Source organism: Micromonospora sp. KLBMP9576 (assembly GCF_050941805.1).
Lineage (GTDB): Bacteria > Actinomycetota > Actinomycetes > Mycobacteriales > Micromonosporaceae > Micromonospora.
Map to the genome: position 1 here is coordinate 4,786,692 of NZ_CP194567.1, position 14,782 is coordinate 4,801,473.

General features: G+C 71.8%; 12 protein-coding genes, 1 tRNA gene and 2 pseudogenes. 4 read left to right on the forward strand and 11 right to left on the reverse strand.

Going from position 1 to position 14,782, the window contains the following annotated elements:
- Positions 1 to 149: 149 nt before the first annotated feature.
- Positions 150 to 1,052 carry an aminoglycoside phosphotransferase family protein gene (locus ACQ452_RS20940; RefSeq protein WP_433386816.1) on the forward strand — a complete coding sequence of 301 codons (903 nt, stop codon included), beginning with the start codon at positions 150 to 152 and terminating at the stop codon, positions 1,050 to 1,052.
- 118 nt (positions 1,053 to 1,170) lie between these two features.
- Here the strand turns inward: ACQ452_RS20940 and ACQ452_RS20945 are convergent, their stop codons facing one another.
- The 10 genes and pseudogenes from ACQ452_RS20945 to ACQ452_RS20990 all read right to left on the reverse strand — a co-directional run bounded on the left by ACQ452_RS20945 (position 1,171) and on the right by ACQ452_RS20990 (position 8,434).
- Positions 1,171 to 1,815 (reverse strand): hypothetical protein, encoded by a 645-nt coding sequence (locus ACQ452_RS20945; RefSeq protein WP_433386817.1) that lies wholly within the window; start codon positions 1,813 to 1,815, stop codon positions 1,171 to 1,173.
- Positions 1,812 to 2,231: pseudogene (locus ACQ452_RS20950) on the reverse strand (NADAR family protein). Before ACQ452_RS20950 ends, ACQ452_RS20945 begins: the two are co-directional and overlap by 4 nt.
- A 129-nt stretch (positions 2,232 to 2,360) precedes the next feature.
- Positions 2,361 to 2,486 (reverse strand): annotated as a pseudogene (locus tag ACQ452_RS20955).
- A gap of 278 nt (positions 2,487 to 2,764) precedes the next feature.
- The gene (locus ACQ452_RS20960) at positions 2,765 to 3,379 is read right to left on the reverse strand and encodes a hypothetical protein (protein ID WP_433386818.1); all 615 of its coding nucleotides are present in this window, start codon (positions 3,377 to 3,379) and stop codon (positions 2,765 to 2,767) included.
- Between the two features lie 227 nt (positions 3,380 to 3,606).
- Positions 3,607 to 3,678, reverse strand: a tRNA-Val gene (locus tag ACQ452_RS20965).
- Between the two features lie 78 nt (positions 3,679 to 3,756).
- Positions 3,757 to 4,224, reverse strand: a complete 468-nt coding sequence (locus ACQ452_RS20970; protein ID WP_433386819.1) for a peroxiredoxin — start codon at positions 4,222 to 4,224, stop codon at positions 3,757 to 3,759.
- An 86-nt stretch (positions 4,225 to 4,310) separates the two neighbouring features.
- Entirely contained in the window at positions 4,311 to 4,748 is a 438-nt protein-coding gene (locus ACQ452_RS20975) for a DUF3052 domain-containing protein (RefSeq protein WP_433386820.1), read from the reverse strand.
- Between the two features lie 112 nt (positions 4,749 to 4,860).
- Positions 4,861 to 7,434 carry a thiamine pyrophosphate-dependent enzyme gene (locus ACQ452_RS20980; RefSeq protein ID WP_433386821.1) on the reverse strand — a complete coding sequence of 858 codons (2,574 nt, stop codon included), beginning with the start codon at positions 7,432 to 7,434 and terminating at the stop codon, positions 4,861 to 4,863.
- 51 nt (positions 7,435 to 7,485) lie between these two features.
- Complete coding sequence (locus ACQ452_RS20985; RefSeq protein WP_433386822.1) at positions 7,486 to 7,968, reverse strand: MarR family winged helix-turn-helix transcriptional regulator; 483 nt, start codon at positions 7,966 to 7,968, stop codon at positions 7,486 to 7,488.
- A gap of 61 nt (positions 7,969 to 8,029) precedes the next feature.
- Positions 8,030 to 8,434, reverse strand: a complete 405-nt coding sequence (locus tag ACQ452_RS20990) for a YjbQ family protein (protein WP_433386823.1) — start codon at positions 8,432 to 8,434, stop codon at positions 8,030 to 8,032.
- A 208-nt stretch (positions 8,435 to 8,642) separates the two neighbouring features.
- On the opposite strand from ACQ452_RS20990, the gene aceE reads away from it, so the two are divergent.
- A complete protein-coding gene (gene aceE, locus ACQ452_RS20995; RefSeq protein ID WP_433386824.1) occupies positions 8,643 to 11,387 on the forward strand; it encodes a pyruvate dehydrogenase (acetyl-transferring), homodimeric type in 2,745 nt (914 codons plus the stop codon).
- A gap of 137 nt (positions 11,388 to 11,524) precedes the next feature.
- On the opposite strand, the gene ACQ452_RS21000 is transcribed toward aceE, so the two are convergent.
- Entirely contained in the window at positions 11,525 to 11,971 is a 447-nt protein-coding gene (locus ACQ452_RS21000) for an SRPBCC family protein (RefSeq protein WP_433386825.1), read from the reverse strand.
- Positions 11,972 to 12,157: 186 nt separating this feature from the next.
- Here ACQ452_RS21000 and ACQ452_RS21005 point away from each other — a divergent pair, with 186 nt between their 5' ends.
- Together ACQ452_RS21005 and ACQ452_RS21010 are read left to right on the forward strand one after the other, a co-directional pair.
- A complete protein-coding gene (locus ACQ452_RS21005) occupies positions 12,158 to 13,489 on the forward strand; it encodes a GH1 family beta-glucosidase (protein ID WP_433386826.1) in 1,332 nt (443 codons plus the stop codon).
- Positions 13,486 to 14,751, forward strand: coding sequence for an MFS transporter (locus ACQ452_RS21010; RefSeq protein WP_433386827.1), 1,266 nt, complete (start codon positions 13,486 to 13,488; stop codon positions 14,749 to 14,751). Before ACQ452_RS21005 ends, ACQ452_RS21010 begins: the two co-directional genes overlap by 4 nt.
- The last annotated feature ends 31 nt before the right edge of the window (positions 14,752 to 14,782 follow it).

Sequence of the window (14,782 nt, forward strand, 5' to 3'; positions counted from 1 at the left end):
TTGATGATGGCGTGCAGGCGCCCGGCCACCGCTCCTGATCTCTTCGTCGCCGGAGCGGCCCTGCCGACGCGGGACCGGGGTCGGGCCGCGCTCGCCGTTCCCCGAAATCGGTTGGCACCGCGCCAGCACACCGCACTACCCTGCCGGTCGTGCCCATCCACGAGGACGAGGTCCGCGCCACCGTCGGTCAGGTACGCCGCCTGGTGGCGGCCCGGTGCCCGCAGTGGGCCGGCCTTGCCGTGACTCCCCTGGCCGATGAGTTGGAAGGCACCGACCACGTCCTGTTCCGCATCGGCAACGACCTCGTCGCCCGGATGCCCAAGGTCGCCTGGGCGGTCGACCAGGCCGACTCCGACGCGCGGTGGCTGCCGGTGCTCGCGCCGCACCTGCCGGTGCGGGTCCCCGTTCCGCTGCACGTCGGCGAGCCGGGCGCGGGCTACCCGTGGCGGTGGACGGTGGTGCCGTGGGTCGCGGGCGAGACCCCGCCCCGGCTTGGCTGCGACGACGTCCCCCTGGCCCACGACGTGGCGGCCTTCGTGACCGCCCTGCACCGGGTGGATCCGGCCGGCGGGCCGGTCAAGCGACCGGGTTCCCGTGGCGCAGCCCTGCGCCACGTCGACGCGGACGTCCGCCGGGTGCTGCCCCGCCTCGCCGGGCACGACGACGGCTTCGACGTGGGCGCGGCCGAGGCCGCCTGGGACGCCTGCCTGGCCGCGCCCGACTGGGACCGGGACCCGGTCTGGATCCACGGCGACCTGCAACCGGGCAACCTGATCATCGACGCCGGCCGGCTGGCCGCCGTCGTCGACTTCGGGGCACTCGGCGTCGGCGACCCGGCGCCCGACGTGGCACCGGCGCTGTGGACCTTCACCGGCACCGCACGGGACGCGTACCGGAAGGCGGTCGGGTACGACGAGGCCACCTGGCGCCGCGCCTGCGGCTGGGCCCTCGCACCGTCGCTGATCGGCATCGACTACTACCGGCACACCTTCCACCGGATGGCCGAGCACGGCCGCCGGATGGCCCGCGCGGTGATCGCCGAACTGACCTGAACGCCACCGCCGGCCTCAGGCGTCGTCCGCGAGCGCTTCCGCGAGTCCGGGCGGGCAAGTCGACGGGCCCGTCGCCGTCGTCGCTACGGTTGAAGACGTCGTCTCGGCCGGGGGGCCGTTACCGCCACCTGATGAGGTAGATGCCTTGCCCGGGGGTGGCGAAGTGGCCGTCCGCGGGATGCACTGTCGCGGAGTGGTAGGTGCCGAGGTGGCTGGGGTCGGGCCGCCGAAGCGCCATGTCGAGGACGTACCGGGCTGTACGCCGGAACGCGACCGCGTTGCCGGCCATGAACAGGGTGTGTGCGTGCAGGCGTTGGTGGAATCTGTCCCTGTGGGAGGAACGCCGACGGGCTTGGCGGTTGAGTTCGTGGACCTCGTCCCAGGTGGGGACGTCGTTCGGGTTCCAGGAGATGGTGTGCGGAGTCCCGGCGCCCAGGCGGTGGCGTAGCTGCTTCCACCGGTTCGGGGCGAACTGCAGGTCGCGGTGACTGAGTACCAGGTCAAGCTCACCGGCGGTCACGGTGGCGAGGGAAGGCTCCGGTGGCGTGTTGCCCCGTAGCGGCAGATGGACCAGCGTGTGGCGTGACCGGGCTGCCAGCATCCACAAGCCCGTGATGGCGAACGCGGCGTCGGCGTCGAGTTCCAGGACGAACCAGGGGTTTTTGTCGGCCAGCACCGCGCCGGTCACCGGCTTGGCTGGGCGGATGACGCGGAACTGTTCGGCGCCGAGCCGTCCCTGATGTACGCGGATCTTGCGGTTCATCTGGTGGCGAGCTGCGCGCCGGCGTGCATTAGCGCGAAGCCGAGGAGATTGCGGCCGCGCCATTGGGCGGGATCGTGTGCGCGTGCGACGACCAGGTCGAAGGAGTGTGCGTATCCCAGGTGGCCTGGCCGAAGTCGCGAACCTGCCGGCTCAGGGCCTTGACAGAACCCGGGTGGCGCCATATGCATCTGCTCGGCAACCGCTTCGTCGCCGAATAGGCGTGCCTTGCCGATCATTATGTAATGCTCGGCGGTGGCGTACCGGATCCCGTCTAGGACGACTGGGGCCGACCACCCATCGGCTCAGACACCCCAATCCGATGTTGCCGTCCGGTTGGGGCTGGCGCCCCAGAAGAACAGGCACCTGACCCGACCGCAGCTCGGCAGGCTGCGCGGCGGGGCGGCAGTGTCGGGCATGTTCGGCAGGGTGCCAGAACCGTATGGTGACGCGCCATCGGGAGCTGTCCCGCAGTGTCCGGTACAGTCCACGGGCGTCCGTCCCGGTTGCCATCCAGATAGTCACCCGCCTCTGCCGGGGACCGAGAGCGGACCGGAGGGGATTTGAACCCCCGGTGGGGCATGGCATGCCAGTGGCCCCACGCGCTTCGAGCCGCCGCGGGCACGGCCACTCGGCCTCTCAGCGCTGCAATAACCCGGCTCTGCCACCGGTCCGCCGCCAGTCTGCCCTAAATACTGTCAGCTTGGGAATCGGATTGATCTACATCCGAGGTAGTCGTGCTACCTGCCCAGCGAGCGAAGATCGGGATAAGCCTGGCCAACCCGGGTGCCTCTGCTGACCGGTGCTGACCTCTGGGTCGGGTACGCATCGGGCACGTACCTTCCTCCGACCCGAAGGCACGACGCACCCGCCGTGAGATGCCAATCAGCAGGACCAAGCGACGGATCTCCGCCGACTCCGAGTAAGGCACAATGTAGCCGTCATCTACCGACTACAGCGGCGCGACGCCAAGAAGGAGTCGGCCGCCAAGGTCGCGCAAGAACTGGAGCGAATTAAAGCGGAATATGAAAGGCGACTCGCAAAGGAGAGGGAGGACCGCGAGCGAGAATTGAAGGTAAGTCGTCGTGAACGGCCCCGTGATGACCACGCCATGGCCGGCGAGGCGCTTCATCCGCAGGAGAGCTGCCTGCTTCTGTGCGGAGCCGAACGGGTATCGGTTGGCCTCGACACGCTCGGCGCGGGCTGTCGTATCGACCCGGTCGTCGTTGACGACCTCGATGCCGTCTGTCGTCCCCACCACCACGGTGGTGTCACCGAGCACGAGGTACTGCAACTCATCCTCGGTCAGCCGGATCAGCGCCGTGGTCGCTGACGGGCTACCGGGATGGTAGAGATCGCACTCCGGGGGCATCCTCGCGGTGATCCCGATGGCATCGGTCAGGACGTCGCCGAGCTTGCGTTCGCCGTCGATGGCGAGGCCGGCGATCGTGGATCCCAGCTTCGCCGCGTACCAGGCCGCGCCCTGAACGCAGCCGGTGTCCGTGCGTGCGGTCGCTCCGTCGAGGACGACGATCAGGCCCTGCGCGGCGGCGAGGCTGTTGGCCACCACACGATCGTGTCCCGGCTGAAAGGGCTGGGTGCTCCGCCGCACGTCATGCAGGAGACCGCCCGACATAGAGACCCGATAATCACCCTGAAGATCTACTCACACGCCGACCTCGATGCCGTGCGAGAGGCGCTCGACAAGCTCGACGGTGGCTTTCATGAATCAAACTGTTGCCACCGACCGAGTCACTGACCTTCGGGCCTGGTGTCGGTGCTGGTGGTGATGGGTGGGCGCGGCAGGTTTCGAACCTGCGACCCCTCGCTTGTAAGGCGAGTGCTCTCCCGCTGAGCTACGCGCCCGGAACCCGTACGACCGGGCCGGAGGGAGGCAATCTTACCCTGCCCCCACCCGCCCGGTCGTACGGAGTGCCCGGTGGATCAGGCCGCGACGGCGTCGCCGAGGGCCTTGCGCCAGCCCTGCTGGTCGCGCGCCTCGCCCGGCATGTTCATCTCGGCGAAGCGGACCACGCCGGCCTTGTCGATCACGAAGGTGCCCCGGTTGGCGATGCCCGCGACGTCGTTGAAGACCCCGTACGACTGGGCGACCGCGCCGTGCGGCCAGAAGTCGGCCAGCAGCGGGAACTGGTAGCCCTCCTTGTCGGCCCAGATCTTGTGGGCGTAGACGGAGTCGACGCTGACGGTCAGCACCTGGACGTCGTCGTTGACGTAGTCGTTGAGGTTGTCCCGCACCTCGCACAGCTCGCCCTGGCAGATGCCCGTGAAGGCGAGCGGGTAGAAGACCAGCAGCACCGTGCGCTTGCCGCGGAAGTCCGAGAGCCGGACCTCCTGGTTGTTCTGGTCCTTGAGCACGAAGTCGGGCGCCTCGGCGCCAACGTCGATCGGCATGCGAGCTCCTCGCAACGGGGGTCGGATTGACAACACAGCCTGCCACATCCGGCGGCGGGTGCCGCCGGGTGGCCGACCGCGACGGTCTACTTCTTGCCCTTCACCCCGCGGCGCAGGACGAGGCGGGCACCGCTCCAGTCCCGCCCGGCGTTGACGGTGGAGGTCTGTTGCAGGCCGGCGGTGGGCGCGGACTCGGCGACCTCGCTCGGCTCGACGTGCCCCTCACGCCCGGCCTTGGGCGTGAGCAGCCACACGACGCCGTTGTCGGCCAGCGGGCCGAGGGCGTCGACGAGGAGTTCGAAGAGATCACCGTCGCCGTCGCGGTACCAGACCAGCACCGCGTCGACCACCTCGTCGGTGTCCTCGTCGACCAGATCTCCACAGCGGTCGGTCAGGGCGTCGCGGAGATCCTGGTCGACGTCGTCGTCGTACCCCATCTCCATGACGACCATCCCCGGTTCGATGCCGAACCGGTCCGCCAGGCTGCGTACCCCGTCGGCGGCCTGACCAGCGGTCGCGCTCACTGTCGCGTGCCTCCTCATCTCGTCCCTGCCCGCGGCGTCAGGGCGACGCCGTCAGGCAAAGTCCACACAGTTGTGGCTCCCGGCGCAAGTGGCGCACCGGGTGGAACGGAATTTACCGTGCCAGGAGTGTGTGGGCACCCTGGGTAATGGCTTCCTCGGTGACCAGCACCTGACGGGCCGCCGGACCTAATGGTACAAAGGAGTCAACTCCGGCCACTCGCCGCGCCGCTCCGACGTACCCGGCGTCCACCAGCGCCGCGATCACCCCCTCGCCGACCCCGCCGGACCGGCGGGTCTCGTCCACCACCAGCACCCGGCCGGTCGCCGCCGCCTCCCGCATGATGTCGGCCACCGGGAGCGGGGAGAGCCAGCGCAGGTCCACCACCCGGGTGCCGATCCCCTCGTCGGCGAGGGTGGCCGCCGCGCGCAGCGACATCGGCACCCCGTTACCGAAGGTGATGATCGTGACGTCCTCGGCGGAGCCGACGCCGTAGACGCGCGCCCGGCCGATCGGCGCGTGCCCGCCGGCCCACGCGCCGGGCTCGGCGTAGGGAGCCAGCCACTCTCCGTCACCGGGGGCGTAGAGGTCGCGGGAGTGGTAGAGCGCGATCGGCTCCAGGAAGACGCAGACGCTGCCGTCCACCGCCGCGCTGGCCAGGCAGGTACGCAGCATGGGCGCGGCGTCGTCCGGCCGCGCCGGCACCGCGATCACCAGGCCCGGCACGTCCCGGAGTACGGCCACCGAGTTGTCGTTGTGGAAGTGGCCCCCGAAGCCCTCCTGGTACGCCAGGCCGGCCACCCGCACCACCATCGGGTTACGGAAGGCGCCCTGCGAGAAGAACTGCATCGTGGCGGCCTCGCCACGCAACTGGTCCTCGGCGTTGTGCAGGTACGCCAGGTACTGGATCTCCGGTACGGGCAGCAGCCCGGCCAGCCCGGCGCCCAGCCCCACTCCGAGGATCGAGGTCTCGTCGAGCAGGGTGTCGAAGACCCGGGCCGCGCCGAAGCGGTCCCGCAGCCCCTTGGTCACCCCGTAGACGCCGCCCTTGGCGCCGACGTCCTCGCCGAACACGGCCATCTGCGGGTGGTCGAGCAGCCCGTCGGCGAGCGCCGCGTTGATGCTCTGCGCCAGTGTCAGCGGGCCGGTCAGCTCCGGCGGCCTGCCGCCGAACGCCGCCGCCCGGGCCGCCGCCCCGGGGCCACCCGCGCGGGCAGCCGCGTCGGCGACCGCCCGGGTCACCCGCGCCGGCCGGCGGGGGGCGAGCGGGGCCACCACCTCGGCGGGTGTGGTCAGCTTCGGCTCGTCCAGCACCTCCTCGGCGATCCGGCGCACGTGCCAGCCGATCTCGTCGTAGCGGGCCATCAGTTCGTCGCCGGTGGCGACCCCGGCGGCGACCAGCAGGCGCGCGGTGCCGACCAGCGGGTCCCGGTCGAGGTCGGCGGCGATCTCGCCGGTGCTGCGGTAGGCGGTCTCGGCGTCCGCGCCGGCGTGCCCCATGAGCCGCACGGTCGACAGGTGCAGCACGGCGGGACGCCGGTGCCGGCGCACCCAGGCCGCCGCCTCGGACGCCACCTCGTACGCCCGCAGCAGGTCGTCGCCGTCCGCGGCGAAGTAGCGGATGCCCGGTTTGGCGCGCAGGGTGGTCTCCACCCAGCCCTTCGGGGAGCGCACGCTGATACCGAGGCCGTTGTCCTCGCAGACGAAGAGCACCGGGACGCGCAGGCCGGCGTGGTCGTACCAACCGGCGGTGTTGAACGCGGCGGTGGCGGTGGCGTGGTTGACCGAGGCGTCGCCGAACGAGCAGATTACGACGGCGTCGGGCGGCCAGGGCGCCGGCGTGGCCGCCCCGCCGCCGCCGGCTGTCCCGTCCCGCCGACCGGCGGTGTCCAGCCGGCGCAGCCGTTCCACGGCCAGCCCCATCCCGACGGCGCGGGGCAGGTGCGAGGCGATGGTGGAGGTGGTCGGGACGATGGCCAGGTCCGCCCGCCCGAAGACCTTGTGCCGCCCACCGGCGACCGGCTCGCGGCTGGAGGCGACCATGCCCCGCAGCACGTCGCGGGCCGCGTCGGCGTGCCCCGGGCCCAGCGGCCGGGCCGCGTCGGGCCCGGCGGCCGAACCGTCCGGGTCGGGAGCGTCCGGATCGAGAGCGTCCGGGCTGGGTGCGGCGGACCCGCCAGGCGCGGCCTGCCGGTCCGTGGCGGCAGCACTGCCCGGGGCGGCCTCCCGGTCCGTCAGGGCAGATCCGCCGGGCGTCGCCTGCCGGTCGGTCGGGGCGGCGAGCCGGTCGGCCGCACCGGGCTGGGCGGCCCCGGCGTCGGGCCGGTCGGCCGGTGCCGCACCGGCGGCCTGCGCGGCGCGCACGCAGTAGAAGGCGCCCGAGCGGTAGTGCAGCAGCGCCGGGTCGGTGACACGCAGGGCGGCGGCGATCGCGGCGTTTCCCTCGTGGCCGGCGGAGCCGATCGTGTAGAACCCCTCGTCGAAGCTGCGCAGCCAGCGGGCGGCGAGGTCGAGCTGGCGGCTGGTGGCCTGGGCGTCGAAGAGGTCCAGGGCCCGCGCGCCGGTCAGCGTCGTGTCGTCGGTGACCGGCAGCGCCGGGTCACGCCGCTGCGGCCCGGCGGCCAGCGCGGCCAGCGTCTCCCGGAAGCGGTCGTCGAGATCTTGCGGGGTGGTCACGTCCGACAGCATTACCGACAAGCGGCCCCCGCGCCCACTCGGACACGTCCGTCGGGGCCTTTGTCAGTCGTCGTCGCACCTGTCGGGGCAGCCGCCGTCGGAGACCTTCCAGACCAGCTCGCGCAGGACGGCCAGCTCCTGGTCCGTGAGACCGGCCAGCAGTCGGGAGTCCGACATGACCTGCCGCACCCGGGACCGCACCCGCCGCCCCGGCCCGGTCACCCTCAGCGTCTTCTGCCGCCGGTCGGTGGGGTCGGTACGCCGCTCGACCAGCCCGGCCCGTTCCAGCTTGTCGACCAGGGCGGTCACGTTGGAGCGGTCGCAGCCCAGCGCCTCGGCGAGATCGCGGGCCGGCAGGGGGCGGTCGGGGTCCAGTTCGTGCAGCGCCCGCGCGGTCGCGGGGGTCAGCCCCAGTGCGGCGATCTCCTCGCTCTGGTGGTGGCGCAGCGCGGAGGCGAGGTGCGTGATGCGGCCCACCACGTCCTCGGTCAGCGCCGCGCGGCTGGTGGGATCCGGCGGTGCCGAGGGGACGGTGGGCTGCGCCATGGCCCACATTCTAGCGGCGTCAACAGTTGAGCACCTTCACTGTTGACTGCGGGCAGGCCGGTCAGCCGGGCAGGAACGAGAAGCGGACGGAGCGGGTGGGGTTGTCGCCGTTGGGGTCGACCAGGCAGACCGACTGCCAGGTGCCCAACGCCAGCCGCCCGTCGAGCACCGGCAGCGTCGCGTACGGCGGGACGAACGCCGGCAGCACGTGGTCGCGCCCGTGGCCGGGCGAGCCGTGCCGGTGCCGCCAGCGGTCGTCGGTGGGCAGCAGGTCGTCGAGCGCGGCGAGCAGGTCGTCGTCGGAGCCCGAGCCGGTCTCGATGATCGCGAGGCCGGCGGTGGCGTGCGGCACGAAGACGTGCAGCAGCCCGTCGCCGGCACCGCGCACGAAGCGCTCCGCCTCGGCGGTGATGTCCCGGACGGTGGGGTGGGACCCGGTCTGGACGGTGATCACCTCGGTACGCATACAGCGCATTCTGCCCGAGGCCGGGCGCGTCCCCCGGCACCGGCCGCGACCCTGCGGGGGCGGCGGTCACCGGGCGTGCGCAGGCGGAGGTTACCGACGGGTACCTGTGTCGCGCGTCGCGTCTGGGGGTGGTAGAGGTGACGAGCCCCCGCACCAGGAGGCAGGATGGCGCTAGAGACCTATCCCACACAGAACCGAGGGAACGCCTGTGGCTACGGAACGCAAGCGCCCGGTGATCACCGCTGGTCTGCCGAGCCAGCTTCCGGACATCGACCCTGAAGAGACCGGCGAATGGGTCGAGTCGCTCGACGGTGTCATCGACGAGCGCGGGACGAAGCGCGCCCGATACGTCATGCTGCGCCTGTTGGAGCGAGCCCGCGAACGCCAGGTCGGGGTGCCGTCGCTGACCACCACCGACTACATCAACACCATCCCGCCGGAGCGCGAGCCGTGGTTCCCGGGTGACGAGCACGTGGAGCGGCGGATCCGGGCGTACGTCCGGTGGAACGCGGCCATGCTGGTGCACCGGGCGCAGCGCCCCGAGATCGGCGTCGGCGGGCACATCTCCACCTTCGCCAGCTCGGCCTCGCTCTACGAGGTGGGCTTCAACCACTTCTTCCGGGGCAAGGACCACCCGGGCGGTGGCGACCAGCTCTTCTACCAGGGTCACGCCTCCCCCGGCATGTACGCGCGGGCGTTCCTGGAGGGGCGACTGAGCGAGCACCAGCTCGACGGGTTCCGCCAGGAGCTGTCGCACCCGGGTGGCGGCCTGCCGTCCTACCCGCACCCGCGGCTCATGCCGGACTTCTGGGAGTTCCCCACGGTCTCGATGGGCCTCGGCGGGCTGAACGCGATCTACCAGGCGCGGTTCAACCGCTACCTGCACCACCGGGGCATCAAGGACACCTCGGACCAGCACGTGTGGGCATACCTGGGCGACGGCGAGATGGACGAGCCGGAGACGCTCGGCGCGATCGGCGTGGCCGCCCGCGAGGAGCTGGACAACCTCACCTTCGTGATCAACTGCAACCTGCAGCGCCTCGACGGGCCGGTGCGCGGCAACGGCAAGGTCATGCAGGAGCTGGAGGCGTTCTTCCGGGGCGCCGGCTGGAACGTCATCAAGGTGGTCTGGGGCCGCGAGTGGGACCCGCTGCTCGCCGCCGACACCGACGGCGCGCTGGTCAACCTGATGAACACGACGCCCGACGGTGACTACCAGACCTACAAGGCGGAGTCCGGGGCGTACGTCCGGGAGCACTTCTTCGGCCGCGACCAGCGGACCCGCAAGATGGTCGAGGACCTCAACGACGACGAGATCTGGAACCTCAAGCGGGGCGGGCACGACTACCGCAAGCTCTACGCGGCCTACAAGGCGGCGATGGAGCACACCGGCCAGCCGACCGTGATCCTGGCCAAGACGATCAAGGGTTGGACGCTGGGCTCGCACTTCGAGGGCCGCAACGCCACCCACCAGATGAAGAAGCTGACGCTGGAGGACCTGAAGACCTTCCGCGACCGGCTCTACCTGGACATCCCGGACAAGGCGCTGGAGGACAACCCCTACCTGCCGCCTTACTACCACCCGGGCGAGAAGTCTGAGGAGATCGCATACCTCAAGGAGCGCCGCCAGCAGCTCGGCGGCTACCTGCCGTCGCGGCGGCCGGGGAGCAAGCGGCTGACCATCCCGGGTCCCGAGCGCTTCGCCGACGTCAAGCGCGGCTCGGGCAAGCAGAAGGTGGCCACCACGATGGCCTTCGTCCGTCTGCTCAAGGACGTGATGAAGGACAAGGAGTTCGGCAAGCGCTGGGTGCCGATCATTCCGGACGAGGCCCGCACCTTCGGCATGGACTCGCTCTTCCCGACGCAGAAGATCTACTCGCCGCACGGCCAGCGGTACACCGCCGTCGACCGGGAGCTGTTCCTGTCGTACAAGGAGTCCACGAGCGGGCAGATCCTGCACGAGGGGATCAACGAGGCCGGCTCGGTCGCCTCGTTCACCGCGGCGGGCTCGGCGTACGCGACGCACGACGAGCCGATGATCCCGATGTACATGTTCTACTCGATGTTCGGGTTCCAGCGCACCGCCGACGGGCTGTGGGCCGCCGCGGACCAGATGGCCCGGGGCTTCCTGCTCGGCGCCACCGCCGGGCGGACCACGCTCAACGGCGAGGGACTCCAGCACGAGGACGGCCACTCGCTGCTCATCGCCGCCACCAACCCGGCGGTGGTCGCATACGACGCGGCGTTCGCGTACGAGCTCGCGCACATCCTGGAGAACGGCCTGCACCGGATGTACGGCGAGGCGCAGGAGAACGTCTTCTACTACCTGACGGTCTACAACGAGCCGATCCTGCAGCCGGCGGAGCCGGCGGACGTGGACGTGGAGGGCCTGCTCAAGGGCATCTACCGCTACTCCCCCGCCCCGTCGGTGGCCGACGACGCGCCGAGGGCGAACGTGCTCGCCTCGGGCACCGGCATGCAGTGGGCGCTCAAGGCGCAGCAGCTGCTCGCCCAGGACTGGGGCGTGGCCGCCGACGTCTGGTCGGTGACCTCCTGGACGGAGCTGCGCCGCGACGCGGTGCAGTGCGAGGAGCACAACCTGCTCAACCCGGGCGCCGAGCCGCGGGTGCCGTACATCCAGCGCAAGCTGGCCGACGCCGACGGGCCGAAGGTCGCGGTCAGCGACTGGATGCGCGCGGTGCCGGACCTGATCGCCCGCTGGGTGCCGGGTGACTACACGTCCCTCGGCACGGACGGGTTCGGCATGTCCGACACCCGGCACGCGCTGCGCCGGCACTTCCACGTCGACGCCGAGTCGGTGGTGGTGGCGACGCTGCGGCAGCTCGCCCTGCGCGGCACGGTGCCGGCGGGCGTGCCGGCCGAGGCGGCCAAGAAGTACGCCATCGAGGACGTGCAGGCGGCCCCGATCGGCGAGACCGGCGGCGACAGCTAGGACGTACGTGAACGAGGGCCCGGCGCACCCCCTGCGCCGGGCCCTCGTCGTTTCCCGGCGGCGGACCGACGGTGGCCGTGGTCCCTGGCGGGGACACCGGGCACCGCCGTCGCGGCTGACGCCAGGACGTGCCCGGCTCAGCCGACGGCGGCCAGATCGGTCAGCCGGGCGAGCGAGTCCTCCAGGTCCGCGCCGACCCTGCGCAGCCCGAGGCGGAGCAGGGCGGCCTTGACCGGGCCGGCCGGCCAGCGCACCACGATGAGTCGCACGATGGTTCCGCCCTCCTCCTCGTCCGCGGTGAGCTGGACGTAGATCTCGGTGCGCGCCTCCGACCGGGAGCCGGCACCCTTGGCGCGTTCACGCCAGCCGATCAGGGTCGGCTCCTGGTAGGCGATCACCTCGGCCTCGTGCGCCGCGCCGCGCCCGGCCTGCACCAGTTGTCGTCGCCCGAAGCCCTCCCCCGAGAGCACCTCGGCCGCACGGACCCCCGCCAGCCAGGCCGGCAACTGCTCGGCCCGCTGCACGACGTCCCAGACCGCTTCCACCGGCGCCATCACGTGCGCACTGCGTTCCACGAGGATCATTTCCGTCTTTCCTCCAGTGAGGACATCCCACGATATCGGCACTCTATGCGCAAATTCGGACGTAACAGGACGGGTTCGGAAAAGACACGCCGAAATCCATTGCGCTGGAACGCCCTACGGCCTATGGCGCATCGACCGGCCTCGCCCTAAGGTCGCGAGCAGGATTCACGTCAGCCGGGAGGGCGCATGTCGACCGCAGCGATACCCGAGTTCCCCGCCGGATTCCGCTGGGGGGTGTCCACCGCCGCCTACCAGATCGAGGGCGGCGTGGACGCCGGCGGGCGCGGGGCCTCCATCTGGGACACCTTCGCCCACTCCGGTGGCCGGATCGCCGACGGCAGCACCGGCGACGTGGCCTGCGACCACTACCACCGGCACGCCGAGGACGTCGCCCTGCTCGCCGGGCTGGGCGTCTCGGCGTACCGCTTCTCGATCGCCTGGCCCCGGGTGCGGCCCACCGGCGACGGCCCCGTCGAACCACGCGGGCTCGACTTCTACGACCGGCTGGTCGACGACCTGCTCGCCCACGACATCGACCCGGTCGCCACCCTCTACCACTGGGACCTGCCGCAGGCCCTCGAGGACGCCGGCGGGTGGCTCACCCGCGACACCGCCCACCGCTTCGCCGAGTACGCCGACGCGACCGCCGCCCGCCTCGGCGACCGGGTGAAGCTCTGGATCACCCTCAACGAACCGTTCGTCCACATGAGCCTCGGGCACGGCACGGGCGAACACGCCCCCGGCCGGACCCTGCTCTTCGACGCCTTCCCGGTGGCCCACCACCAGCTCCTCGGCCACGGCCTCGCCGTCGCCGCGCTGCGGGCACACACCGCCAGCCCGATCGCCATCGCCAACAACTACTCCCCCGTGCGGCCGGCCGGGGACACCGCCGCCGACCGGGCGGCCGTCGCCGCGTACGAGGCGCTGCACAACCGGCTCTTCACCGACCCGCTGTTCGGCCGGGGCTACCCCGCCGAGCTGGGCTTCGACACGAGCGTGGTGCGCGCCGGGGACCTCGACGCGATCGCCGCGCCGATCGACGTGCTCGGCGTCAACTACTACAACCCCACAGGCGTACGCGCCGCGCCGGAGGGCTCGCCGCTGCCGTTCGAGCTGGTGCCGGTGGCGGGATACCCGCGTACCGCCTTCGACTGGCCGGTCGCCCCCGACGGGCTGCACGAGCTGCTCGGCTGGCTGCACCGCACGTACGCCGACGACCTGCCGCCGATCCAGATCACCGAGAGCGGCTGCGCGTACGACGACCGACCCGACGCCGACGGCCGGGTGCACGACCCGGAGCGCATCGCCTACCTCGACGGGCACCTGCGCGCGGTGCGCGCCGCGATGGCCGAGGGCGTCGACGTGACCGGGTACTTCGTCTGGTCCCTGCTGGACAACTGGGAGTGGGCGGAGGGCTTCACCAAGCGCTTCGGCCTCGTGCACGTCGACTTCGACACCCAGCTGCGCACGCCCAAGTCCTCGTACGCCTGGCTTCGTGACCTGATCCGGCGGCCGTGAGGCCCGCCGGCCCGGTGCCGGCGGCGCTGGCCGAGCCGACCGCCGCGGTGCCACGGAGCTGGATCGCGCTGATCTTCGCCGCGAACCTCGGCGTCTGGATGGCGTTCTTCACGCCGATCCAGGTGCTGCTGCCGCAACAGTTGGGGCAGATCGCGCCGGCCGACAAGGAGGCCGCGCTCGCCGTGGTCACCGGCCTCGGCGCGCTCGCCGCCGTGCTCGCCAACCCCCTCGCCGGTGCGCTGTCGGACCGCACCTGCCTGCGGCTGGCCGGGCGGGAGTTCGGCCGCCGGCACGTCTGGACCGCCGGCGGCGCATTGCTCGGCGCCGCGGCCCTGGTGCTGCTGGCGCAGCAACGCACGGTCGCCGGGGTCGCGCTCGCCTGGGTGGCCGCGCAGGTCTGCTTCAACGCGATGCTGGCCAGCCTGACCGCCGCCGTGCCGGACCGGGTCCCCGTGACCCAGCGCGGCGGCGTCTCCGGTTGGGTCGGCATCCCCCAGGCGCTGGGGCTGGTGCTGGGGGTGGTGCTGGTCACCGCCGTGGTCGGCGGCACCGCCGCCGGCTACGCGGCGATGGCGGCGGCGGTGCTGCTGCTGGCCCTGCCGTTCGCGCTGCTCACCACCGACGACCCGCTGCCCCGGGCACACCGCCCGGCGCTGCGCTGGCGCGCCCTGTTCGCGTCGATGTGGATCTCGCCGCGCCGCCATCCCGACTTCGCCTGGGCCTGGATCACCCGGTTCCTGGTGCAGCTCGGTAACGCGCTCGGCACGCTCTACCTGCTCTATTTCCTCACCGACGAGGTGCGCCACGTCGACCCCGAGGGTGGGCTGCTGGTGCTGATCCTGCTCTACACGGCCGGCCTGGCGGCCACCGCCGTGGTGGCCGGGCGGCTGTCGGACCGGTCCGGCCGGCGCAAGGTCTTCGTCATCACCGCCGGCGGCATCATGGCGGTCGCCGCGCTGCTGCTCGCCGTGGCGCCGGTCTGGCCGGTGGCCGTGGTCGCCGCGCTGCTGCTCGGCGCCGGCTACGGCGTCTACCTGTCGGTGGACGCCGCGCTGATCACCCAGGTGCTGCCGACCGCCACCGACCGGGCCAAGGACCTGGGCGTGATCAACATTGCCAACTCCGCCCCGCAGGTGCTCGGCCCGGCGCTCTCCGCACCGCTCGTGGTGCACCTCGGCGGCTACCCGGCGCTCTACGCGGTCACCGCCGTGGTCACCGTGCTGGGCAGCGTCCTGGTCCTGAAGATCCGCTCGGTGCCCTGAGCCGCACCCCTGGCGGAACCCGGTCGCGGGT